This is a genomic window from Paenibacillus sp. B1-35 (assembly GCF_050474385.1).
Taxonomy (GTDB): domain Bacteria; phylum Bacillota; class Bacilli; order Paenibacillales; family Paenibacillaceae; genus Paenibacillus_B; species Paenibacillus_B alvei.
In genome coordinates this window covers 286,088-310,183 of sequence record NZ_JBCHVJ010000003.1, presented here as the reverse complement: position 1 = coordinate 310,183, position 24,096 = coordinate 286,088, and the positions used below count along the sequence as shown (strand labels likewise).

26 protein-coding genes are annotated in these 24,096 nt (G+C 47.7%); 7 read left to right on the top strand and 19 right to left on the bottom strand.

Annotated elements, in window-relative coordinates; translation table 11 throughout:
• Positions 1–431: 431 nt before the first annotated feature.
• Both ACQ5BJ_RS13200 and ACQ5BJ_RS13195 read left to right on the top strand, forming a co-directional pair.
• Entirely contained in the window at positions 432–743 is a 312-nt protein-coding gene (locus tag ACQ5BJ_RS13200; protein ID WP_040734812.1) for an ArsR/SmtB family transcription factor, read from the top strand.
• A 118-nt stretch (positions 744–861) separates the two neighbouring features.
• A complete protein-coding gene (locus ACQ5BJ_RS13195; protein WP_430110638.1) occupies positions 862–2,037 on the top strand; it encodes an MFS transporter in 1,176 nt (391 codons plus the stop codon).
• A 104-nt stretch (positions 2,038–2,141) separates the two neighbouring features.
• On the opposite strand, the gene ACQ5BJ_RS13190 is transcribed toward ACQ5BJ_RS13195, so the two are convergent.
• Positions 2,142–4,340: an Ig-like domain-containing protein gene (locus tag ACQ5BJ_RS13190; RefSeq protein WP_268599966.1), complete on the bottom strand. Its 2,199-nt coding sequence runs from the start codon at positions 4,338–4,340 to the stop codon at positions 2,142–2,144.
• A gap of 258 nt (positions 4,341–4,598) precedes the next feature.
• Between ACQ5BJ_RS13190 and ACQ5BJ_RS13185 the strand changes: the two genes are divergently transcribed.
• Complete coding sequence (locus tag ACQ5BJ_RS13185; protein ID WP_268599965.1) at positions 4,599–5,189, top strand: lipoprotein BA_5634 family protein; 591 nt, start codon at positions 4,599–4,601, stop codon at positions 5,187–5,189.
• A gap of 88 nt (positions 5,190–5,277) precedes the next feature.
• Here ACQ5BJ_RS13185 and ACQ5BJ_RS13180 read toward each other — a convergent pair whose 3' ends face one another.
• A complete protein-coding gene (locus tag ACQ5BJ_RS13180; RefSeq protein ID WP_430110642.1) occupies positions 5,278–5,859 on the bottom strand; it encodes a TetR/AcrR family transcriptional regulator in 582 nt (193 codons plus the stop codon).
• Between the two features lie 196 nt (positions 5,860–6,055).
• Here ACQ5BJ_RS13180 and ACQ5BJ_RS13175 point away from each other — a divergent pair, with 196 nt between their 5' ends.
• Both ACQ5BJ_RS13175 and ACQ5BJ_RS13170 read left to right on the top strand, forming a co-directional pair.
• Complete coding sequence (locus ACQ5BJ_RS13175; protein WP_268599964.1) at positions 6,056–7,165, top strand: MGDG synthase family glycosyltransferase; 1,110 nt, start codon at positions 6,056–6,058, stop codon at positions 7,163–7,165.
• A gap of 40 nt (positions 7,166–7,205) precedes the next feature.
• Positions 7,206–7,580: a permease gene (locus tag ACQ5BJ_RS13170; RefSeq protein WP_268599963.1), complete on the top strand. Its 375-nt coding sequence runs from the start codon at positions 7,206–7,208 to the stop codon at positions 7,578–7,580.
• A 169-nt stretch (positions 7,581–7,749) separates the two neighbouring features.
• On the opposite strand, the gene ACQ5BJ_RS13165 is transcribed toward ACQ5BJ_RS13170, so the two are convergent.
• From ACQ5BJ_RS13165 to ACQ5BJ_RS13085, 17 genes are all read right to left on the bottom strand, one after another.
• Positions 7,750–8,850, bottom strand: a complete 1,101-nt coding sequence (locus ACQ5BJ_RS13165) for an SH3 domain-containing protein (protein ID WP_430110646.1) — start codon at positions 8,848–8,850, stop codon at positions 7,750–7,752.
• Between the two features lie 421 nt (positions 8,851–9,271).
• Positions 9,272–10,180, bottom strand: coding sequence for a cation diffusion facilitator family transporter (locus tag ACQ5BJ_RS13160; RefSeq protein ID WP_430110649.1), 909 nt, complete (start codon positions 10,178–10,180; stop codon positions 9,272–9,274).
• 402 nt (positions 10,181–10,582) lie between these two features.
• The gene (locus ACQ5BJ_RS13155; RefSeq protein ID WP_430110652.1) at positions 10,583–11,320 is read right to left on the bottom strand and encodes an N-acetylmuramoyl-L-alanine amidase; all 738 of its coding nucleotides are present in this window, start codon (positions 11,318–11,320) and stop codon (positions 10,583–10,585) included.
• The gene (locus ACQ5BJ_RS13150) at positions 11,304–11,723 is read right to left on the bottom strand and encodes a phage holin family protein (RefSeq protein WP_005542628.1); all 420 of its coding nucleotides are present in this window, start codon (positions 11,721–11,723) and stop codon (positions 11,304–11,306) included. Before ACQ5BJ_RS13150 ends, ACQ5BJ_RS13155 begins: the two co-directional genes overlap by 17 nt.
• A gap of 52 nt (positions 11,724–11,775) precedes the next feature.
• Positions 11,776–12,855 (bottom strand): pyocin knob domain-containing protein, encoded by a 1,080-nt coding sequence (locus ACQ5BJ_RS13145; RefSeq protein WP_005542631.1) that lies wholly within the window; start codon positions 12,853–12,855, stop codon positions 11,776–11,778.
• 200 nt (positions 12,856–13,055) lie between these two features.
• Positions 13,056–13,694 carry a hypothetical protein gene (locus ACQ5BJ_RS13140; RefSeq protein WP_430110655.1) on the bottom strand — a complete coding sequence of 213 codons (639 nt, stop codon included), beginning with the start codon at positions 13,692–13,694 and terminating at the stop codon, positions 13,056–13,058.
• Positions 13,687–14,871, bottom strand: coding sequence for a baseplate J/gp47 family protein (locus ACQ5BJ_RS13135; protein WP_005542636.1), 1,185 nt, complete (start codon positions 14,869–14,871; stop codon positions 13,687–13,689). The genes ACQ5BJ_RS13140 and ACQ5BJ_RS13135 overlap by 8 nt, the downstream gene beginning before the upstream one ends.
• Entirely contained in the window at positions 14,843–15,211 is a 369-nt protein-coding gene (locus ACQ5BJ_RS13130; protein WP_430110658.1) for a DUF2634 domain-containing protein, read from the bottom strand. The genes ACQ5BJ_RS13135 and ACQ5BJ_RS13130 overlap by 29 nt, the downstream gene beginning before the upstream one ends.
• A complete protein-coding gene (locus ACQ5BJ_RS13125; protein WP_005542638.1) occupies positions 15,208–15,480 on the bottom strand; it encodes a hypothetical protein in 273 nt (90 codons plus the stop codon). Before ACQ5BJ_RS13125 ends, ACQ5BJ_RS13130 begins: the two co-directional genes overlap by 4 nt.
• Before the next feature lie 58 nt (positions 15,481–15,538).
• Positions 15,539–16,336: a phage protein gene (locus tag ACQ5BJ_RS13120; RefSeq protein ID WP_005542639.1), complete on the bottom strand. Its 798-nt coding sequence runs from the start codon at positions 16,334–16,336 to the stop codon at positions 15,539–15,541.
• Positions 16,320–16,640 (bottom strand): phage baseplate plug family protein, encoded by a 321-nt coding sequence (locus tag ACQ5BJ_RS13115; protein WP_005542640.1) that lies wholly within the window; start codon positions 16,638–16,640, stop codon positions 16,320–16,322. Before ACQ5BJ_RS13115 ends, ACQ5BJ_RS13120 begins: the two co-directional genes overlap by 17 nt.
• A gap of 30 nt (positions 16,641–16,670) precedes the next feature.
• Positions 16,671–17,282, bottom strand: coding sequence for a LysM peptidoglycan-binding domain-containing protein (locus tag ACQ5BJ_RS13110; RefSeq protein WP_430113404.1), 612 nt, complete (start codon positions 17,280–17,282; stop codon positions 16,671–16,673).
• Between the two features lie 40 nt (positions 17,283–17,322).
• Positions 17,323–19,359 carry a hypothetical protein gene (locus tag ACQ5BJ_RS13105; protein WP_430110661.1) on the bottom strand — a complete coding sequence of 679 codons (2,037 nt, stop codon included), beginning with the start codon at positions 19,357–19,359 and terminating at the stop codon, positions 17,323–17,325.
• A 164-nt stretch (positions 19,360–19,523) separates the two neighbouring features.
• Entirely contained in the window at positions 19,524–19,808 is a 285-nt protein-coding gene (locus ACQ5BJ_RS13100) for a hypothetical protein (protein WP_005542653.1), read from the bottom strand.
• 47 nt (positions 19,809–19,855) lie between these two features.
• Positions 19,856–20,260 (bottom strand): phage structural protein, encoded by a 405-nt coding sequence (locus tag ACQ5BJ_RS13095; RefSeq protein ID WP_163975139.1) that lies wholly within the window; start codon positions 20,258–20,260, stop codon positions 19,856–19,858.
• A 111-nt stretch (positions 20,261–20,371) separates the two neighbouring features.
• The gene (locus ACQ5BJ_RS13090; protein WP_005544039.1) at positions 20,372–21,370 is read right to left on the bottom strand and encodes a DUF3383 family protein; all 999 of its coding nucleotides are present in this window, start codon (positions 21,368–21,370) and stop codon (positions 20,372–20,374) included.
• A gap of 6 nt (positions 21,371–21,376) precedes the next feature.
• Positions 21,377–21,838: a hypothetical protein gene (locus ACQ5BJ_RS13085; RefSeq protein ID WP_005544040.1), complete on the bottom strand. Its 462-nt coding sequence runs from the start codon at positions 21,836–21,838 to the stop codon at positions 21,377–21,379.
• Between the two features lie 354 nt (positions 21,839–22,192).
• On the opposite strand from ACQ5BJ_RS13085, the gene ACQ5BJ_RS13080 reads away from it, so the two are divergent.
• Together ACQ5BJ_RS13080 and ACQ5BJ_RS13075 are read left to right on the top strand one after the other, a co-directional pair.
• Positions 22,193–22,657, top strand: a complete 465-nt coding sequence (locus ACQ5BJ_RS13080; protein ID WP_268622990.1) for an ArpU family phage packaging/lysis transcriptional regulator — start codon at positions 22,193–22,195, stop codon at positions 22,655–22,657.
• Between the two features lie 172 nt (positions 22,658–22,829).
• Positions 22,830–24,014: an MFS transporter gene (locus ACQ5BJ_RS13075; RefSeq protein ID WP_268599453.1), complete on the top strand. Its 1,185-nt coding sequence runs from the start codon at positions 22,830–22,832 to the stop codon at positions 24,012–24,014.
• The last annotated feature ends 82 nt before the right edge of the window (positions 24,015–24,096 follow it).

Sequence of the window (24,096 nt, the reverse complement as noted above, 5' to 3'; positions counted from 1 at the left end):
TTTCTATAATAAAGTGATCGACATACGCAACATAGATTCGACAACATTTCACACGTCCACATGATGAATTCATAATTATTCATTTGTATTGATTCATTATTTTAACATCGTGCCAACTTGATGGCAATTTAATATTTTTATGCCCTTGATAAGATATAATAGTCGGTAATTTCTTTGTATAGAGCCAATATAACCTATTCCCACCCCATGCATAGATCATTATAAATGTTTATAAATTCTTGTTCTTTTTTTGCATTTTTCGACACACATAATCCAATTTCTTCTTAAAAAAAGTATAGGTTGAACGAGTTTATATGTATTTATATTCGTTGTATCGCATATTGATATAATTTATGGAACATTCATATGGACAGTACCGCACAGTCATTTGTCATATTTACAAATCTATAAATATAGATATAATAAAGCGTATGGATCCTTTACTCATTTGCAAAGCATTATCCAATGATACACGCCTCAATATTTTACAGTGGTTAAAGCACCCAGAGGAGCATTTCGACGAAGAGAAATATATTCAGTATGGAATTTCTTTTGCTACAGGCGTATGCGTTGGCGATATTCAGAAAAAAACAGGGCTTGCGCAATCGGTCATCTCAAGCTATCTGCTCTCCATGCAGCAGGCTGGATTATTGGAGTCTGAACGAGTCGGCAAATGGACGTACTATCGCCGTAATGAACAGACAATACGAGAATACGCCGAGTATGTTACCCATCATTTATAGGAAAGGAGGAAGTTCTTCTTTTTTTGTATCTTCAAATCTACATATATAGATATTTATTTATTAGGATTAGATTGAACATGCTTGAATCATTATGAGATGAAATGGAGTCACCTTGAAAATGAGTAAATCAAACCCTTTACTGCTTCTTATCCTGTCACTTGGAGTATTTGGCATTATTACGACGGAAATGGGTATTGTAGGCGTGCTGCCTCAAATTTCACAGAAATTTCAGATCACCGCTTCTGAAGCTGGATGGCTCGTAAGTTTATTTGCACTGATTGTAGCCATCAGCGGCCCGTTCCTAACCTTGATTGCTTCCCGATTTAATCGTAAGAGCGTTCTGCTCACGGCAATTTCCATGTTCGTGCTGTCTAATATCGTCTATGCTTTCACCTCGCATTTTGAGATTATGCTGCTCTTTCGGATATTGCCTGCTTTGTTCCATCCTGTATTCTTCTCCATTGCGCTCGTAGCTGCTGCAAGCCTGGTTCCCCCGGAACAAAGCGGCAAGGCAGTCGTACGCGTATTTGCTGGGATCACTGTAGGATTTGCATTCGGAGTGCCAATTACATCCTATTTAGCGGAGCGCATTTCGTTATCGGCCTCTTTCTTATTTGGAGCAGTGGTGAATGCTATCGCATTGATTGGTTTGCTCATTTGGCTGCCATCGATGCCAGTCAAGGAGAAAATGTCTTACGGCAAGCAGCTTGGCATTTTGCGCAAGCCAGGACTTTGGCTTAACATTGCAGCCGTTATCTTTATCTTCGCAGCTATGTTCTCCGTGTATAGTTATTTTGCCGAGTATACGAGCCAGATTACTCGGATGAACGGCTCACTCATCAGTGTTATGCTTATGGTATTCGGACTTGTCATGATAATCGGGAATTTTCTGTTCGGAACCTTACTGCAAAAGAATACAACAAAAACGATTTTGCTGTTCCCTCTTCTGTATTCGTTCGTGTATTTGCTTGTCTATTATGCAGGAACCTATCTGTTTCTTATGATTGGGATGATATTCATTTGGGGAACCGTGCATTCTGGAGGACTGATTGTCAGCCAAACCTGGTTGACGTCAGAAGCCAAGGAAGCACCTGAATTCGGCAACAGTCTATTCGTATCCTTCTCTAACTTGGGGATTACAATTGGTACCGCAGTTGCAGGCTTCATGATTTCCCAGCTCGGCATGCATCAGCTTATCTGGTGCGGAATCGGATTCTCTCTGCTCGCATTTGCCACGATTACAATCAAGATAAAGCTATTCAGTGCAGCTGCCCCAGAAGGTGCAAGTGCTTAGCATGTAACCCTATTGCGGATCATCTGAACATTTATATCAAAAAAGGGACTGCCCCAGCAGTCCCTTTTTACAGGCTATCGTTCACCATATTCCACGAAAGTTGATTATTTCGCACTTACACGCATCGAAGTACTCTTTCCATCGAAGGTAAACTTCAGGGTTGCACTGCCCTTGGCAGCGGCCTGTACCGTACCTCTTGCTGCTTTGATCTTCAAGTTGGAAGGAACGAATGTCACGGAAGAAGTCACATCCACAACTTCACCCGTATCATAAATCGCTTGCACCTTCCACGAAGCAGACTGACCGATGCCCAGCTTTACACTCGTCGGATTCGACTCAAGCTTCAGCAAGCGAGGCTTAACATGTACGACCACTTCGAGCTTTCTGCCTTGATACTCTCCGACCAGCTTCGTGCTGCCGATCGCTACACCCTTCACTGTAGCGCCGCGCACGGTCGCTACCTTTTCATTCTCAACCGTCCACTTAATGCGTGAACCAAGAGCAATTGTCTTGCCATTTCTATATGTCCCTGTCACCTTAACAGATTGGGACTTATTCACGTTCGTGCGAACCTCGGAAGGTACGATAGCGTACTTCACGATTTCCTCTTCAACTGTCACCTTAATTGACAGTTTCACATTCGAGAACGTACCTGTCAGCGTTACACGCCCAGCAATAAGCCCCTTCATCTTCCCGTCGCGAACGAGCAGATTTGGAGAACTTGACTCCCATTTTACTTGAGTCGTTACATTCTCTTCTGTTCCATCTGCATAAATGACATTCACTTCAGGCAATGGCTGCTCGCGGCCGGTCACGACGCTAACATCCGTGTTGTTTGCCTGCAATAGGAGCGCCTTGCGCTGAACGGTTACTTCTAATAGAAGTGATTGATTGCGAACATTCGCAGTCAGAGTTGCCGTTCCCGCTGCTACTGCCTTCATTTTGCCGTCCTTAATGGAGACAACACTTTCATTCGAGGACGTCCAGTGCACCAATTCCGATACATCCAGCGTATTGCCGCTCAGAGCAACACCGCTGATTTTAGGCATAGGCTTCACATCTTCCAAGATCAAGTTCTGCTTGCGATTATCGCCGGGCTTCGCATCCTTATCTTCTTCTGTCCACTTTAGCTTCTCAATCGTTGGATATACCGTAATTTCAACGGATTTAGTCAAGCCTTTGTAAGAAGCAGTTATCGTTGCTGTGCCCTCACTCTTCGCATACACCTTGCCGTGATCTACAGTTGCAGCCATCAGGTTGCTGGAAGTCCACTCCGCAAGGTCTGTCACTTCCTGCTGATTGTCCGCAGAGTTAAGCACGAAGGTCTGCACTTGAAGCGTTCCATCCCCAAGCATAACATGCTGCTTCTGATCCGGTGTAATGCGCATTGCTTGGTAAGAAGCGCGCACGACTACTGTAATGGACTGCGAGGAGCCCAAGTAGCTAGCGGTTACGGTTGCTGTTCCCACATTAATTGGCTTGACGACCCCGTTTTTCACTTCAGCGATATTCGCATCGCTCGTTGTCCAATCCGCCTTATCAGTTACATCTTCAAGCTTTCCATCTGTTGTCTTCGCCTTAGCTGTTACCGTTTGGGACGCTGCGCCATATTCAAATTCAATCAGCTTCTCCGGCGACAGTTCCAGCTTGTCATAAGGCTGTTCGACCTTCAGCTCGATTTTTTTGCTCAAGCCTTTATGCTTGATGGTAATGTCCGTCTTCCCTTTAGACTTCAGTGTGATTACACCTTTATTCACGTCAGCAACATCCGTACTGGAGGAAGTCCAGGAAGCCTCCGACGTGACATCATTATTCGTACTCGTCGACTTGTCGAGGGCGAATACTTTCCAAGTGAGCTTATCTCCAAGCTTAGCTGACACTTCATTCCCAACTTCTTGAGAAGTGTCTCCTACTTTAACAACCAATTGATCAAATAAATATTCAGATACAACCGTTTTCTTCAACGTATATCCTTGGTACTTAACTGTAATTTCTGAAGTGCCCTTGCCTACACCACTCACCCAACCTGCATCCACCTTAACCGCACTTGGATTCGATGTGGTCCATGTAGCCAAGCTCGTAACATCCTTCTTGTCAGTCTTGCCGCTGACTGTGCCCAGCACCTTCAGCTGCACGGAGGATCCCTCTACCGTGACGTATACAGGGGATACATTTGATTCAAAAGCAATACCTGTAATCGTATCTTCCGCATTTGCGATGCCTTGCAGCGGCAGCATGCCAATGAGCAGCGCCAATACAAGCGTTAGGCTGAGCCATGTCGATTTTTTTCTTGATGGGTACACCTTATCTTCTCCCTTCCCGTTCTGCTCGTATGAGTAGTCCCATAGGAACAAAAAAGTACATATCTACTATAACGGTAAAATGGAGAAAAATTATTATCTTATGCGGATAACTTCTTGTCAGAGGAAGCCATTTTGATACTATAGTCCTATTTCTTACGAGATTGAAAGAGTGCTGTCATCTAAACCAATGGCAACGATATCTGCCCTGCTGTATCGTTAACGATGTAATCATTACTACTGGCAATTGAGGTGCATCGAATGAAAAAGAAACTTGGAATATTGGCAACGATGATGCTTGTACTTGTTATGGCAACAGGATGCAGTCTATTTGGAACGAAGGCAAACGGACTGATTATGTATGGCTCGGAGGAGCAAATCAAGAAAGCGCTTGAAAACACGAAGAATGATGTCACGAAGACTGAGGATTTTGTGTTGAAGTATGATGCAAAACAGGCGGATGACCGCGTCATTGCCATCAGCAAGTCAACCGCGCAGGGCTTGTTCAATGATGGACTGCTTCAGCAAGTGAAGGATAAAGATACAACCGAAATCATTTCCAAATTGCCTGAAGTGACAGGTGATCAAGCAGTTATTTTTGCGAAGACGAGTAAAACAGTGGCAGAGCTGAAGAGCGTGAAGTTAGCTGGCCAATACGGCGGTGATATTGTGATTGGAGAATCGCGCGGATTTGCCAAAACGATTGTACTGTTGGATGATGCAGCGTGGGAGAAGCTGAATGCAGACAAGCTTGGCTTGACGGTTGCTCATTTCAGCAAGGATCCGAAGCATAACATAGCGGCTTTATCTGAAATCCTAGAAAAGGCTCAGATGGTCGTAATTAAAAAATAAATCACAAATATGAAAAAACACCCTTCCGCAGTCTGCTTCATTTCAATCTGCCAGAAGGGTGTTGCTCTATCTGTATCGTCCTCGCTTACTAAGTCTCCCGTATCGTTAAGCCTTCCATAAAGTGAAGGCGAAAATAAGATTTGATGGCTTCCTTATCGAGCGGCTCATTCAGCTTGTTCCATTCGGTCGTAAGCGCCTTATACAATTGCAGCATGACAAAGCTGACTACCTTCGGGTCGCCTTGCTTCACCTCACCACGCTCCATAGCAACGCGAACTTCACGCTCTATGTATTCAAGCAATTCTTGCTCCATCTTGGCGAGCGCTTCCTTCGCCATTGGGGTACCGAAGTCGCGCAGTTCTTGAGACAGCTTCATTGCCAGCTCGTGGCGGCTTCGATAATCAAGTACGCGATCCAGTACGCGGTACAGTTTATCAATAAACGGTCTGTCCTCGGCAATTTCCCGATCCGCGATCTCCTTCATCTCGTAAATGAGCTGCTGTAAAATCTCATCGAACAGCTCTTCTTTATTCGTAAAGAACGTGTAAATCGTCCCCTTGCCTACCTTGGCAATCTTCGCTACTTGATCCATCGTTGTCGCTTTGTACCCGAACAAAGCAAAGGATTGCGCTGCCGCTTCTACGATTTGTTTTCGGCGGTCAATGGTCATATCCCCCGCCTCCTTTCTCCTGGAACACATTTGACTGAATGACCAATTAAAGATTATAGTCATATGCCGTTATTTGAACCATATCATACCTGCCCTTGAAATTCAACTAAACTGAAGGAAAATGACCGCCTAGTTTCGTCGTATTTGGCTGATGCTTCCTTTCACGATTCCGGTTATAATGATTGTGGGTGAGAACATGCGAAAAAAGAGAATTATCCTTCTCTCGGAAGGATTCGGTACAGGCCATACGCAAGCGGCCTATGCCTTATCGGATGGAATGCGGCAATTGGAGCCCGATGTGCAAACCCGCGTCCTTGAGCTAGGCAAATTCCTGAATCCGACGGTCGGCCCGCTGATCTTCGCTGCTTATCGTAAGACGGTAAGCACGCAGCCAAAGCTAGTTGGACTCTTGTATCGAAAAAAGTATAAAAAATCGCTGAACCGTGTCACGCAGCTCGCACTGCATCGCATTTTCTACACACAAGCTTCTCACGTGCTCGAACAATTGCGCCCTGATGCGATTGTGTGTACCCATCCGTTTCCGAATATCATCGTATCGCGCTTAAAGCGTTCCGGACTTCATCTTCCTTTATATACATTGATTACGGATTACGATGCGCACGGCACATGGATTAACCCAGAAGTTACGAAATACCTCGTTTCCGCTCCAGAAGTACGTGGCAAGCTGCTGGAACGCGGAATTGATGATAGCCGCATCGTCGTCACTGGCATTCCCGTTCACCCGAAGTTTTGGGAGCGCTGTCCGCAATCGGAAGCGCAGCATGAGCTCGGATTGCGTCCACTCCCGACTGTGATGGTAATGGGCGGCGGCTGGGGATTGTCACTGAATGAGGAGCTGCTCCAATACATGACGACCTGGCGCGATCACATTCAACTTCTGTTCTGCATGGGGAGCAATCAGAAGGCGATCGCACGCATGGAGCAGGATCCACTGTTCCAGCATCCGAACATACATATATTCGGCTATACGCAAGAAGTATCGCGTCTAATGGATGCTTCCGATTTATTGGTAACGAAACCTGGGGGAATGACTTGTACAGAAGGAATGATGAAGGGCATCCCGATGCTCTTCTATGATCCGATACCTGGACAAGAAGAAGAGAACTGCGAATATTTCACAGAGCATGGCATGGGTGAAAAAATTGAATCGCCCGAGACCATTACACGTTGGTTCAACGAATTGCAGCATCACTATGACAGGCTGCGTGAGAAGCGGCAGCTTGGCGCTCTTGCAATGACGGATCCAAAGGCCTGTGCCCGTACCGTGTTGCAATTGCTGACGTAATCATCTACGATTAGGATCTTAGCCAAGGAGTTGATGCAACATGTTGTTTACTGGAGTAGGCTTCATCGGATACGCCCTAATCACGCTTGCTCTTCTCATGAGAGCTCTCGGCTGGATTAGCGGCACATTCCTGTTCGCTGCCATTATTGTTGCCGGGTTTTTCTGCTTCGGTATCGTTGAGAATCGCCTAGGCATCAGACATCGAATGGTTCGATATGTAGATTATGCGCCGCTTATGGTGCTTGTCATTGCTTACGTGCTGTATCAGGATAATACCATACGCTACACCACAACCGCCCTGCTGCTTCCATTAAGTTTGCTTAGCTCATGGATCGCAGTTGCCATGGCGAAGACAAAGAAGTATCGTACAAGGCCGAAGATCGATGAGCAGCAAGGGCCTCCCAAATATCAATAATGAGGAACTTACATGTTCCACAACATATGGATGAGTACAGTGTACATGCGTGAGTATGTTGATTAGATGCTTATTCCTAGGCAAAAGAAAGGGCTATCTCTGCAGCCTCGCTGCATGATGGATAGCCCTTTTCGATGCGTTCAGCACTATTTTCAGCGATGAGTGCTTTCTATTTCACTACACTTCCACCAAACAGGAATCGATATTCCCAGCTCGTATTGCGAATATCGTCAACTCGAACGCCACCGGAATCTTTCGAGTACGTATGAATGATTTTGCCATTGCCCAAGTACATGCCGACATGCGTAATTCGCTCTTTTGATTTATCTACATTTTTATAACTGGACGCGCTCGATCCCTTATAAGTCATAAAGAACAGCAAATCCCCGCGCTCCAACTGGCTTATGCTCTTTTTCACGCCGCCTTGATCCTGAATATAAGCGCCCTGCTTGCGAGAATCTGCAGGCAGTACGATGCCTAGCGCTTCCTTATAAACATGACGTACAAAATCGGAGCAATCGAATGTTTTGGTAGAGTTCCGATCGGAACCGAATTCATAAGGAGTGCCCATGTATTTCTTCGCTACGTTCTCCACTTTGTCCATCTTCTCAGACTTGCTGGAGGAGGACGATGAAGAATCATTGCTGCTGTTTGAATTTCCCGGGCTATTCGGGCCGGATGAAGCATTCCCAACTCGTATATATTTGCTCTGAGAGCTTACATACCCCGTGTTGCCTTTGGTATCCTTCACCTTGTACCAACTGCTGTTGGGCTTGTCCAAAATCGTAACGGATTCGCCCGTCTTCACCAATCGTATGATTGAGGATGAAGTGCTCGGCTTCGTTCTCAAATTAACAGATTTCACAATCTCTCCAGACTTGCTGGGGGAGGTCGATGAGGAATCATTGCTGCTGTTCGAATTTCCCGGGCTATTCGAGCCGGATGAAGCATTTCCTACTCGTATATATTTGCTCTGAGAGCTTACATACCCCGTGTTGCCTTTGGCATCCTTCACCTTGTACCAACTGCTGTTGGGCTTGTCCAAAATCGTAACGGATTCGCCTGTCTTCACCAATCGTATGATTGAGGATGAAGTGCTCGGCTTCGTTCTCAAATTAACAGATTGCACAATCTCTCCTTTATTCTGATTAGAGCTTGCTGTAGATGCGGCCTGCACCGCATTGCTTGCAGGCGCAGCTTGCAGTGACGGCACTATCATTTGACCTGCCATTGTGAACATCATTACGCCTAACAGTAATTTCTTCTTCATAGGAAAATCCTCCTCTAAGTTGTTGGTCATTACTGTAATCGCGAACCGAATGTTGAGTCGATGTTCATATGAACAAGATGTCAATTGTTTCTATTTTTAATTTTAAATTCTATATTTGTAATGACATCCCATTTCCCCTACGCCATAATTATATAGAGCCTTCTTTGCCGGTTACTATCGGTCTATTCTCTTAAAAAAGACAAAATTGTAACCTTTTAATAGGACTATTTACCTAACTATTTCCAGTAATAGCAAAACTTTTTACAATATTTAGATAATCCTTATACTAGTGCTGCATCACCAATGCTTGAAACCCGCTGCCCTTCTCTCTTGTTTTTATAAAAGAAAACACAAAAAAACGTGCCCTTGAGGACGACCATATCGCCACTCTTGAACACGTTTTTTTTTTCTATCATATGTTTTACACCAATTGCTGCTGTGCTGCGCTACTCGATTCAGCATCCATAGGCTCCACATGCACATGTACATGGGTAATATTGTGCTTTCGCTTCATTCGATGCTCTATGTCATCGCAAATATGGTGCCCCTCAATCAGACTTAGCTTCGGATCAACCTGCACAACAACATCAACGAGCACTAAGCTTCCATGAAGGCGGGCCTTCACTTCCTTAATCATGCGTACGCCTTCCGTGCTTTCCACCGTCTTGCGCAGACGTTCAAGCTGCGCCTCATCAAACCCATCCGTCAATGTATGGGTTGCATCCCGGAAGATGTCCCATGCTGTCTTGCATATAATGAAGCCAACCGTTAATGCGGCAAGCGGATCGAGCCAGCTAAGACCTAGCTGAGCGCCAAAAATACCAACGGCTGCGCCAATACTTACAAACGCATCGGAACGGTTGTCCTGTGCTGCCGCCATAAGCGCTTGATTGCGAATGCGCTCGGCCAGCCGCTTGTTATATAAATACACTACGTACATGACGATCGCGCAGCTTAGCGCCACCCATCCCGTGAGTAGGTTCGGCGTTGTGGATTCGCCATTGAACAAGGATTGTACTGTGGATAGGATCACTTGAATCCCGACAGTCGCCATAATAAAAGATGCAATTAAGGCAGCGATTGTCTCAGCCCGCAGGTGACCATAGGGATGGTCGCGATCCGGCGGCTTCTGCGAAATGCGCAGTCCGATAAGAACGGCAAGCGAGGCGACGATATCCGTTAAGTTGTTCCATCCATCTGCTTGCAGCGCCTTCGATTGGTAGAATAAGCCAATAGCTAGCTTGAATGCGGATAAGGCGATATAGGCAGCAATGCTAATCCATGCACCTTTTTCCCCTTGTTTCATATCTGCATATATGTCCGCGCTCACGCTGACCCCTCCCTGACTCCTTATTCCGAGGCATATTTTGGAATATGCCGTTCCAACCCGGAATCCTATCTTACCTCAACGATCCCGTGTGGGTCTATAGAAACAGTGTTGCCTCTTTTTACAACAATTGAACCGGCAACAACCTGTTGGAACCGGCAAGAAAAGTTGTACTCATTAAGGAAAGTTGTTCACGAGCAACAATGTCACATTATGTTAGAATGTGCAGTCAGATGGAAAAGTATTCTTTTCTGGCAGGCTAGAGCATGGACAGGCTTTTATAGCAATAGCTTTAACCGAAAATATGGTGGATGGACCGGATACAAAACAGGATCACGAGGCAGGATCTTCTCTAATCTGGGCTGGTCCGACATTAGAGGCTAAGCTCATGCCAGTCGCCTCATTCTATTTGCTGCTTGCGTTTGCGTGAACGACAACCTGCCTCTTCGCCGCTTCCCATTGCACGCGCAGTCCGCTGTGTTTCGCAACCTCGCGTACCGGGACGTAGACCTTGTTGTCAATCAAGAAGCCTTGCGAGTTCTCTCCCATTGCGCCTTCCCAAATGACCTTTACCCGCTCAGCACGCAGTTGCTGTTCAGAATTCGGATCTGAAGCCGAATTCGTTGGCGGCTTCGTTTCACTGGGGGCACCTGACATTGCTTCTTTTGCCTGCGCCACCATCTCTATAAATTGCTGCCAATGCGGCAGCAGTCGGGATGGACAAGCCTTCCCGCTCCAATGGCGATGCGGCACGATGCGCTCAGGCGCAATGCTGTGCCGGATTGACAGCGTGGCCAGCAGTTCAGCTGCATTGCGCCATGCAACCTGCTCGTCGATTCCTGCGTACATGCACACCTCTACTCCAATGGACAAGGCATTCCCACGGCCTGTCCCATCCCCTGCATGCCATCCCTGCTCATTATCTCGCAAATGTTGATAAACACCCTTATCGTCCACCGTGTAATGCCAGCTCTTCTTCGCACCTCCGCTGCCATTCAGCAAATATCTCGAATGCGCTTCTGCTGTTGCTCCGGCATCCGTATTGTCCGTGTTGTGCACGGTAAGATACATCGGCTTCATGGCAAGGTTCGGCTTATTCCCTCTTCCATCTGGAAGTAAGCGCTGCTTAATGTCGATGCTCATCATGAATTCCCCCTTTTCCCTTCAGCACTTCCACCGCCTGCTTAATAACCGGCGGCAGCGGCACGCCTAGGCGCCCGCCATTTTCAATGATCGACAGCAATTCGTTCGCCATATAAAAAAAAACCGTCGCATCCCTTAATAGATGCTGCCCTCCAAGCACAACATCCACCTGATGCGCGATCGATACGATGACAAAAATGAACACCTTGCGCGCAATGCCGATAAGCCCCACGCTGCTGCGCAGTTTGCCTTCAGTTCCGGCTGCCATAATGCCGGTGATGTAGTCCGCTACGGTCATGATAAGCAGCACTTGCAGCAGCATCGGCCAGCCGCCAAATAGCAGCGCAGTGACACCTCCGCTGGCCGCAATACTTGATTTTAGCAGTACGTCCCATCTTTCCATGTAAATCCCCCTTTGAAATTAAAAGAGCCCTCGCGATAACGCGAGGACCTAATCAATATCCAAAAGCCTCCCAACTTTGGAAATTTAAAACCTGTTGATCAAAATGTCCATATCCTCTTCTTCCAGTAATCATAAATCCATTTGGCGCCCACTCAATGTCTGCGCTAAAATTTGCGTACTTTTCAGAGTTGACATAGCAATCTGTAGTTGTACCAGCACTATTGTTTTGTCCCTTTATGAAAACAAGTTCAACGTAACTTTTAATCCAGAACCCTGGATCACGTAGATAAAAAGTCGCCTTGGCAATAACTATAGATGGTTCAAAAGCCAAATTTTCAACATCTATTTTATCCCATGTTTCACTATTTCTACCTTCATGCTTCAACTCTGTTTTTATATGTCCGATTTTTGCAGCTAGCGTAGCAAAATCATCCGATGCGGATGCTGGTACTCCCTTGGCGTTGATTGCACCCGCTATGCGATTTTTCGCGTCAACGCCAGATTGAAAAAGATCTTGTGACCAAGCTCCCCATGAGCCGTTTCTCTTAGCTCTCGTATAATAACTATTTCTATTAAAACAATATGCATTTTGCACGCACCAAAGTTCATTGTGGCGAATATGTTCAACATAGTGCCATTCATTAGTTGGCGCACCAACCATGTCGGCACCCATATACCACCCAGTAAGTAAGTCTGTATTTAAGTCTGCTACAACCTTAGCATTAACCCCTTCGGTAACTTGATGTTTTTGCCAAGGTTTGCTGTCTGTATATACTTTTGCATTCGACTCAGCCTGATTAGCCTTAGCTTGAGCACCTTCTGGCGTCTCTTTTGCATTCCATGCATTACGTTCGGCTGCAGTGATATGCTTTGTAGCATCACCCGCATGTGTACCTAATTCCCCTACTTTTTGATCCGTGTACTTCTTCGTATCCTCGATTGCTGAAGCTACCTCAGTCTTCTCCGCTGCCTTCTCCTGCACTTCTTTTAAAGCTTCGTACGTCTTATTCATTTGCCAGTTCAGCCACGCTGCGGGAGGCTTGTCCTGTACTTTCCAGCCTTCGTCCAGCTTGCTTTGCGGGGGCTTGACCCCTTTTTCCTTCCATTGTGGAAGCTCTTTTTCAAACGCCATGAATCGTCACCTCATTTTTCATTCGTAATGGTTCCTAGTAAATTAAGAGCATGAACATGCTAATCCTAGTTGTTGAGATAGTTTCCTTAGTAAATAGAATTTTTCAATAACAAAGTCATTTATTTTAATATGGATGACTTTGAATAAATATTGATATGTTGTTAGCGAAAAAATTTCAACTACTCTATTGAACTATCACTCTACACGGGCAACGTATAGTCATTCCCCGGCACATAAAAATCACCCAGCGTGCCACCTACGGTCATTGTCTCATCAGCAAGGCCGTACTCGGATTGTTCAAGCGCATCGTAGGCAGAGGCCAGCTCGAACGAACCGGTCAGGCCGACCTGCGTCACGCGGACACCAGCCGCGACGAGACTCTCAACGAGTGAAACGAATTGCGATGGACTTAGTCCGACCCCATTCAACTTCTCATAAGGCACTTCCGTAACCTGAATCGCTGCGGGCTCCGGTTGAATGGGGTCATCGTATTGCTCCGCGATGCGGAACTCGTCCGGTGCTGCTTGAAGAGCTAGGGCAAGCACCTCGATGACAGAATCCAAACTTCCGCTTGAATTCATGCGAGCGAGCTTAGAGCGCAGGAGCAAACGATACACCTCGTCGGTCGCTTGACCGCGCGCTTGTCCCAAATTGCCGCCGATTTCATCAAGCGCGGCACCTTCTGCCTGTTCGATGCTTCTCCATTCCGATATTCGCTGGATCGTGCTGCTTAGCTCATTCATTTGCTTCAACCATACGTTTACAAGCTGAGCGAAGCGGCTGCCTTCCTTCACAATGACATCCGGAAGCAGCTCCATTACCTCTGGCAGCTTAAACATAGCTCACCGCCACCTTTATCCGTTCAGGCGCCACTCTTGCCACTTCATACAGCGGAATGCTCACGTTTCCGCTGACGAATTCGCCATCGCCGAGCTTCACCTTCAGCTCAATAACTTCCTCGACGCCAGCCACATTCTGAATGGCTGCCAGCAAACGACTGTACACGATGCGTGAGCCTTGCGGAAGCCCCGTATAATCCTGCTGATCCGCGCCAACGCCGCCAATATACTGTGCAATCGCCGTGACGATGTCCTCCTTCCCACGAGAAGAAAAACTCGATGTTGCCTTTACTTCGGCCTCAATATGAGCATCGAGCAGCTTCATGCGGCTGAAGCGCACATCATGCTCACCGCCGCTGACATCGCGCACCTTTACGGTTTTCGTTCCGTCTGTTCCAATACCCGCTGCTTTTTTCTCAAAAATCGTCTGCGCGATCCGCTCATCCTGACCCCCATACACATACGTACGAATCGACTTCGCTGGAATGCCTTCGTCGTTCGTCTGCATCGTATCATTCACGCGTACAGCCGCTGATTTCACGTCTGGAATTTGCAGCAGAGCGGATACAATTGCGTCCACGGTTGCAGCATGGCTGCCATCACGCGCGGCGCGCAATCGGTCGCGGAATTCGACGTCATTTTCCCGCTCACGTCCCTCTGCCATACTGGCCGGATTTGTAATACTCGTAATCTCCTTCACGGAAGTGAGCATTTCCGTAATGGAGCCAGCAGGCACATTGCCGATAATGCCCGGCACAATTGCTACAACAGCAACTTCTCCATTGCCTGAATCGTCCAGTACGCAATCATCAGCCGTCATGAACCACACGCCTGATTTGGTACCAACCTGTAGTCCTGCTGGAACGGTATACTTCGGAATGCCTGTCAGCTTGATTTCCCCGTAGGCCGCCTGTTCCAGCTTGCGGCGCAGCCCATAAAATACGGCCAGGGCATCCAACTGAACTCCTGTTGCATATTGAATGTACGACTCGTGGTATACCTGCTCGACATCCTCCCACAGCACAGACAAATGCCATGCAAAGAGCTGCATCATCATGCCAAGCGGCGATGTTTCCGATGTATTGATGTCCTGTCCGAGCTGCTTGCCCAGATCCTCCACCATTTCCTCATAAATTTCGTGATAGGTTTTACGCTTCAATCCCGCTGCCGTCAGCATAGATAAGCTCAACCTCCTCTCCTTCAGAGCTTGTCATGACTAGGCGTACTTGAGCCGTACGCGAATGCTTATCTAACGTCACTTCAACATCCTCAACCGATTGAATGCGGGGTTCATCCATAAGGATGCGCATAATTGCCTCGCGAATGGTATCCTCATCTGCCTGCTTGCCTACCATTCGCTCCTGATCCAGCCCCATATCCGGCGCAAAAAAATACTCGCCCAAGCGAGTACCTAATCGGATGCGAACCGCTTGCGCCAGTTCCTCACGCCCATCGATCCAAGCAATTTGTCCATCTGATAGTTGAAGATCTCCATCATGAAGCGCCCAAGTCCTCATCCTCCAGCCACCTTTCCGACAATGACGCCGCCCCCCTTATTAGCCTCTGTAAATACAACCAGTACGCGGCTTCCGCTTTCGATTACGATGTCTGCTGCCTGCTCTAAAATCGGCAATTGATAACGAATAAGGCCGGTCTCGCCTTCCAGCTCCACATCAGCCGTCCCCGTTCCCATGCTTACAATCGTGCCTAGCTGTGCCCCTGCCGTTCCCGACATTTTATGATCCATCCAGGCTTCCAACGCACTAACTGCTCGATTCGCGCCCATAGCGTCACCTCCTCGTCGCTTTTTATTCGCTAGTCCTATATCAACTGGAACCTCGAAACTAAATTTTGACTAAATCCACTTCCGTCACGAATTGATCCATCGAAATGATATGCTTGCCCCGCTTCACTCGATACACGCCGTCAAAATCCTCACTAACTAATCGAAGCTGCGCATCTGCATACAACCGATAATTCAAGAGTGACGTCACGCGAACACCTTTAACCTTGTCCTCTTCATATGATTGCGGGCTGTCAATTAACCCGCTGTCTGCGGATAAGAGAACAATACCAGTTACCTCTAATCCGGCACCTGCAAGCGGTTTGAAATACAGCTTGCCTTGCCGTGTAAATACCTCTGTGTTGCAGTCACGAGCTGCCCGGCGTATCGACGCAACTGGATCGCCTTTCACAACGAATCCCTTCATATAAGAATGATTAGAACCGAGCTGCACAGCTCCATGCGGAATTTGCACCCGACTTAGCAAATCATGAATGATCTCACTAGCCTTCGTGCCCGGCCGATACGTATGTGCCATCTCGTATACGGACACCGTCAAATCATCCTTCACTTGAATCGTCGTCACCCGATCCATCTGCTCCCGTTTCGTTCGCACCTCAACAATGTTGCCCTGAAGCACAGTGCCTAGATCCTTGCCGTACCCCGCATTTACAATGACTCGCATCCCCGTGCGAATGTTCGCCAGCGTATGCTTGGACAAGTTATACAGCTCCACGGTGGATTCATTTGGTTCATGGTTATCATCAAAATCCACGTGAACGTTCATCGTCAGATCACCGTAGTTGAATCGATAGCCGCCAATTAAAATTTCACACCCGCGATTAAATAAGTATTCCATCGTCATCCCCCAAGTGCAGATGAACAGACCTTCCAAGCGTATCCCACGTAATCTGTTCTTCCGGATTATCCCCATAAGGGACGATGAGCTCGAGCGGGAACTCCCGCGTCTCCATACTGACGAACAGCGGCACTCCCCAGACCAGCTTTACGCCAAGCGCCAACGGAGTATCCCCTTCCGATAAATCCACCGTAAAATAATCATGGGTGGAGTTGTAGCGCACTTCGAACGTATAGGTTCGATCGCCCAAATCCATATCAAATGAGTAAGGAACAAGATCTTTGTCGATCCCGATGATCGCCATCCTTCTCCTCCTTTCTGAAGCTTCCTAGCCTTACCGATCCTGTATATATTGCCTGCCGCCACCGCCTGATGCAAAGGTCTTTTTCTTCGTCTTCTGGGCAGCACTAAGCATAATAGACATTCCTGGCATCAATGGCACCCCTGGAATGACAAGCTGGTTGACTGACCGAATGATCGTTTCACTAACACTATAATAAGTTGCAATATCTTTTACGGATTGCCCGTTGCGTACTGTATGCGATTCCGGCTTCGGACGATAGGATGTATTCCGCTTGCCGGAACGACTCTTCGGCTTCACGGCCGCCTTTTTCTTTGGTGGCAGCTTGCTATACGCTGGTTTGACGATGTTGACCTGCTTCAATGACATCGTGAAGGACATGCCATTGGCAATCGAGCTGTCATGGGAGGTGCGCAAGCTGGTGATAACACAGTTCAGCATCATATTGCGGCCTGTATATTGCAGCAGCTTGCCCTCATTCATTGCCTTCACCAAACGCTGCTTGAAATTGGCTGCCTGCGGCCCGATCAGCAACCCTTCCAGATGCAGACTTGCTGTATCCCTCTGGATGTGATCCGTAATGGTGCCGCCCTTCTCCACATTGTGACTGCTCACCTGCACCGAATATTCCGGTTCCTCCGAGATGACGAACAGTTCTACTCCGCCTAATTTGCTTTTTCGCGTATTAATAGGACATCATTCCTCCTTCCGCCACCTGCGGCCTCGGGAATGGCTTCGGTTTCGGCAGCTTGTCTTCAATGCTCCGCTGGAACGCTCGGAAAGAAGCATCGTATTGCTCGCGCGCGATCCGTTTAATCTCTTCTATCATGCGGTTATCAATGTAGCCGTTCACATTCAAGTTCATCGTGACATTGCTGTTCGCGCTGACTTCCATACTGCCGCTTGCTGCTGGGCTAGTCCCAGGCATATTTAGCGTTTGGTCATTTGATGCAGAGGAAGTCAATGTCATTGTTCCGGATGGGTCTGAATCTGGTGCCGGCCCGAAACTTCCACGTGATCCAGAAAACGGATGTGAAGTTGAAGATGTAGAAGCAGCTAGCACACGGTTCTTTGCAAATATGTTGGATCTCACCATGGCAGAAGTTTTCTTCTTGTCATCCTCAATGTTCTCGTTGTCTTGGTTCTCTTCGTCCTTGGGGAGTAAAAACTTCTCTGCTGCCCATAGGCCAGCATCTACTGCTAGTCCGCCCAGAAATCCAACAGGATTCCATCTCAAAAATCTTGTTGCCTTGCTTACTGTACGAGCGCCTTTTAACAACTTTCCTAGCCAGCCAACCTTTTTCGTTGCAGAGGCTACCTTACTCGCGTTGGAAGCAGTCGAGGCTGCCTTAGCTGCTTCGGACATAGATTGAACGGTTTGAACGGTTTCAGCCGTTGATTGAATAACAGCCGATGTCTGGACAGTAGTGGAATCTGAGTTCCCCTCTTCCTCCGCTTTCTCCCCCCCTCCGAACAATCTCATCGATACACTCCCGACTGCCGCCCCAAGTATCCCCCATTTACGATACTTTTTTGCTTTACCCAACAATCCGCCGCCAGCGTTCTTCCCAGGTGCTGATCCGGATTTACTGCCGCTTGTTTGCGGATTGTTCTGTGGAGTACCTTGCCCTTGCGTACCTGTTCCTGAGACAGCCTTGCCAAGATCCTGTTGAGGGTTAAGTGCCGGGGACGCTGACAGCTTCTGTCCTGCAGATGATCCCGCAGCGGGAGATCCTTTTCCTCCATTTCCTGCATTCGCGGCTTGTCCAAGATTCTTATGCGGGGAATTTCCAACGGCTCTATTCTGGCCTTGAGATGCCCTCCCCAGTTCTCTGAAATCATTTTTCTTCTTATATGTCGGTCTTTCAAAGTTCTTACTTTTTGATCTGCTTATCGTTTTATTCGCACGTCTTTTGCCATACTTCGCTTGACTTAATCTTCTGTTTGTTCCTCTTTTCTTTTTCCGTTTATCCTTCTTCTTCTCGGAAGTTTCGTCCGCAGCTGAAACGTCGCTTCCTTCCCCACTGCCGGTACCGCCAGAATCTCCAGTACAGCAGCACTTCGAAGAATCTCCACTCTTCTCATTTTTTTCTTTCTGGAGGAATTCTTTTACAAGCTTCGTATTCTCTTTCGCATCCCTAATCTTCGTGACCTCATCATTCAATTGGTACACAAAATTGAAACCAGACTGCAGCCAATCCAGCAAGGACTTCGATTTGTTCTCTTCTTTCTTCCCCGACTTGCCATTTACCGTGGTGCTGACCTGCACCAAGGCAGATATGCTTTGGGACTGCACGGAAGCAAGGGTTGCCGACAGCTGCTGCGACAGCGAAGAGGACAACTGCTGAGCGATGGACACAGCAAGCTCATTCGTGTTCTCAATCTTAACCTCGCCGGAAAGTGATGCATCCACATTCGTCGTTACCGAAACGGTAGGTGAATTCGTTACACTTAAAGACATCACTTGTCTTTGCAAGGCAGTGATCATCGTGCTCATTTTGGCAGAAAAATTGCTTTCTGCAGAAGCGGAAGCAGAGGAAGAGGCCGAAGCTACAGCGAGCCCCCCTATCTTCGGCGTCTTCTGTCTTGCTTTTCGCTTCATCTCCGCAGTTTGTTCCTTAATGCTGTCCGTCAATATGCGGGAGACAACGCCCATCTCATCGAGCTTCCCGTTCATTGTGCGCAGTTCGCGGTGAATATTTTTGGAGATCCGATCATCCATTGGGTTAACTCCCTCCTTTCCCGTACATCCATTCCACAGCGGCGGCGGCTTCGCACAATTCCTCAATGCTCATGCCGCTCGCTTCTGCATACGTAATGCCGCCCCGGCTGTTCAGGACGACACGCCAGAACAATTGCCGGAGCGGATTGCGGGAGATGGATTGCTTATACGTCGGATGATTCGGATTCCAAGGGTGTATCGACCATGCCCAAGAAGCGCGCACACTCGAGCCAGAGCGGCGTCATCAGATCGGTCTTCTCTTCAAGACCTTCCCAGCTTAGGCGCGGAGACACGATGACATGTTGGAGGAAAAAGTCCATCGACGCTTCCAGCTTCCACCCCCCGTCTGCCTTCAATGCTGCATCATACAATCGCATGAGCGCCCGCGCGCCCGGATGCTGCAGCACATATTCCTCAGTTTCGATCGTTACTGTCTTTTGCTTGCTCACAAGTAGCCACCCTTTCCGAATCCTTTTTTATTGAAAATTAAAATTCACTATTCTGTTCGATGCGTATAGTCGAGCACTTGGATTTCAAATTCACGATCCTCAAGCTCCGAGCCGTACGTAGCCGCCGGAACCTTTTTCACAACAGCCTGCGTACCGCCGATCGTTTCATTTGGTTGATTGTTGGACTTCACCCAAATTTGGAACAACTTCTTCTCGCGTGCAAGACGATACAGGAGCGGAAGCTGAGGCGACGTCGACATCAATGTCAACTTAATTGTTCCGAGCGGATTGTTCTTATGGGCAATCGCTACCTCGCCGCGCGCACCAACATGCGCAACCGTCTGCTCCTCGTCCTTTTCACAGGAAACGAATGTATTTTCGCCGAATCCCGTAAGGTAACCGTTGTTGATTGTTACAGAAACTTGCTTTGCATCATAAATACCGATACTCATAGATAAGCACCATCCTTTAATAGAAAATGTTTTGTGATAAACAAATCACTTTTAGCACCAAGAAGGTTGCAAGAAATCGAAGCGTCATGCTTCGTGATGGAAAGTGATCCACTAAAAGCGGATAACACCGTTCACCTTCACCTGATGCACCGCGCCCGCGATCTCGAACCAGAACGAGCCGCCGCGGTATTCGCGATTCGCGCGATCGGTTGGATTCACCTCATTGCGCTGCAAGAAGGACGTACCGAACAACGGCTCGCCGCTGTCGTCTGTCGCGATGATGCCCATACGGGAAGATTCCAACAGCACATTAATGACCGCACTCTCGATTTGGACAATTCCTGCATCCGTGTACGGAATTTTGCTCGATTGATTAAGCAAATTCTGAATTTGCATTTCCATGCGGGCACGCACATAATCACGCGCCATAATGACGTCGATATACTCACCGGACAGCGTCTTGCCTTCCGAAGTGCGGGCCTCACCCTGCTTGTTCACGTACGTAATCGCGCCGCTGTCGTGGATTTCCATCAACTCGCCAGCCGTTACCTTCATCGCCTCGATTCCTGTGCACTTCTTGAACTTCCACGTCACAGAGCCAACTTCAGCGGAACCAACCGAACCTACGAGCGCAGCTTCTGGGTATACCGCGGCATCCGTGTGATAGAACACGACCGTTCGCGTATAGGCCTTGGACTTCAGCGCTTGAAGCTTTGTCTTATCAGCAGCACGGGTAAAGAACAGACGGTAATCTTCCTTCTCTATTTCTGCGGCCAATGCCTCAACTACAGCTTCACTGTTATCGGAGGAGAGCAGATAGTACCAGCCGTTATCGAATACAGAACGAAGGCGAACTACCGGTTCTTCATTCTCATCACAAGCTGTAATCGCAATGCGAGCCGGTGAGCGGTCACCTTGTCCAAAGAGCGCCTCCGCCATTTTGTATTCCACCGTCGTATCCGCGAAATCATCCTTGACTGCCTTTAGATCCCCATATTCTTTATAGGCAGAACCTCCGGTCTTTTTCCCGATAATAAGCGGCATTCCGAAGGACAACCGACCTGTAGGCTTTTGTAAATCAATCGTTACTTGCACATCTTGAATAGACATGAACAATCACTCCTTCTTTTCGTTTCGTTGTAATTCCACTTTTTCAATGAACGTAATGGTTCGCTCAAAGCGATCCTTCATTCGGAGCCTAATGTGGAGACCTAGTCCGGCAGTCGGCTCCGTCTTCCACTGCGCGGGCCCAATATGCACCTGCACGGCTGGGATTGTCGTCAAGCACTCCAACCCTTCCGTCCACTGCCAGCCGAGCAAATCTCGGCAGCGTTCCGCCATATCCATGCGTTCTTTGGAGCAAATGAGAAGAAGCCACTCCATTTCGATGACCTTCTCGATCATCCCCTCTGACTCCGCATGATGCGGCGAGCAATCAATGTAGGGCTCAGCCACGTCATACGCGATAAGCGGTTCCGTCTGATCTGCCCTTAGGCCGTCCAAGGGAACAATCGGCATGTTCAATGCCTTCCCCATGGGCAAGAGCCATCGTTCTACGATGTCGCGATATACAATCAATTCACATCACCTCCCTTCATCTACTGGGAAAATTGCTAAAGTTTTTATTGCTAATTTGCTAGTCGGACATCTGAGTTGAGCGTCATACTGCTTGCTTGAAAACAATTAATGCAGCATCCTTTCTGCTCACGATGTCCACGTTAATAGTATAAAACGGCGAACATACGTTTGCTTTAAACTCGTTTTATAGTTTCTTTTTGATTTGTTTTTAATTATTTACAAGAACACATGTTCCTGTTTTTGTGGTATAATGGGAATACCTGCCCACGGTGTTCCATTTCGATGCTGGACCCAATAGATAAATAGGAAGTACACAACCTCGAGTATGAATGGAAACGAAGGAGGCCTTGCCTAATGATGATGGGGTTCTTGGACATGCCAGAGCATGAAGCGATGGATGTGAAGCAAGCAAAAGCACGAATTGATGAGGTATTTGCCAAATACAGAATGTGTAAAGTGATGAGGTTCACAGTTCGCGAAGCGCGCATTACAACGAATTATGAAGCGAGAGAAAATGGCGCGACCAACCGGGTCGGCGACCCAACTGCCGCTGTAGCGGTCTATAATACAGATAAAGCAAGCGAATGTCTGGCGTTTTGCGAATTGATTGAATCCATCGTGCACGAATTGGAGCCGGACGAGCAACTGCTTATCCGCGAGCGATATATGAAGGAAGCCCGCATGACGGATACGAAGGTATACAATTTCCGATTCGATCCCCCAATCAGCGCCGTAACCTACGGACAAATCCGCAAGCGCGCATTCGCCAAGCTGCTGAATGCCTTCCAGTACGCCTTTCGTTCAACCAGGACATCGTAATGAATGCAATCGATGCTGCAAATAAGCAAGCCGGCCAGGATGCTTCATCTTGGACCGGCTTGTTCGCGTCTTATAGAGCACAACAGATTGGACACGCAGGAATACTTTTCTGTTGCATACAATCAATAAGGTTACTATAATAGTAGTAACTTTTTATCCAAAACAGAAAGGAATGTCTCTTTTGAATTTTCGTGTATATATTTTAGCAGTAGCGGCATTCGTGGTCGGTACGGTAGAACTCATTATTGGAGGAATCCTCGATCAGATTGCCTCGGATTTGAACATTTCCGTCAGTGCAGCCGGGCAGCTGATTACAATCTTCTCGATTGCTTTTGCTGTATCGGCGCCTATATTAATGAATCTCACGGCCAAATTTGAGCGCAAAAAATTGTATATTGTCTTTTTGTTCATTTTCCTGATCTCGAATCTTATCGTAGCGTTCAGCTCGAATTATGCAACATTGCTCGCGGCCAGAGCCTTGTCTGCATCCAGCGGCTCGCTGCTTGTCGTGTTGTCGATCACAATTGCCTCGAAGCTCGTCCAACCGGAATATAAAGGACGCGCCATTGGCGTAATCTACATGGGCATCAGCGGTTCACTTGTCTTAGGGGTTCCTATTGGCATGGTTATCGGGAATGCGTACGGATGGCGAGCACCGTTCCTGCTTGTTGTTGGATTAACGGCAATTGCGATCATCGGGATTTACGCCTTCTTATCGAAGGTACCTCCTTCCGGGGTTACGACCTTGCGCACCCAGCTTGCATCTCTGAAAAGTGCGAAGCTAGTTAGCGGCCATCTCATTTCGTACTTGATGCTGACAGGGCATTTGACTCTCTATGCATACTTGACTCCTTATTTACAGAAGACGTTCCAGCTTAGCCCAGGCATGACCAGCATCGTGTACTTCTTGTTCGGCTTGGCAGCCGTATCTGGCGGAGGACTTGGCGGCTTGCTGGCGGATAAGTGGGGAACAAAACGTTCCATTCTGCTTATTGTATCGAGCTTCGCGGTGATTATGTTTGTCCTGCCGCTAACGGCACAAGTATCGTTCTACGTCTTCTTGATCGCTATGGTGATCTGGAGTGCGCTCAGTTGGGCATTATCCCCGGCGCAGCAAAGCTATCTCATGCAGTCTGCTCCCGATACGGCTGACATTCAGCTTAGCCTGAACTCATCAGTACTTCATCTTGGTATTGCAAGCGGTTCTGTCGTGGGCGGTCTTGTCATTGAACAGAGCTCAGTAGCCAATAATGCATGGGTTGGCTGCCTGTTCGTCCTGCTGGCGCTGGGTAGTGCCATGTTCTCTCTAACTCGTTCTTCCCAAGTTAAGGCAACTACAGCTGCTGCAGCTGAATAAATGAAGCAAGCCGAAGGCAGCCGATATGATGCAAATTCCACGCGTTTATATTTGGTTAACCACCTGGTTAATTGGAAGCGAA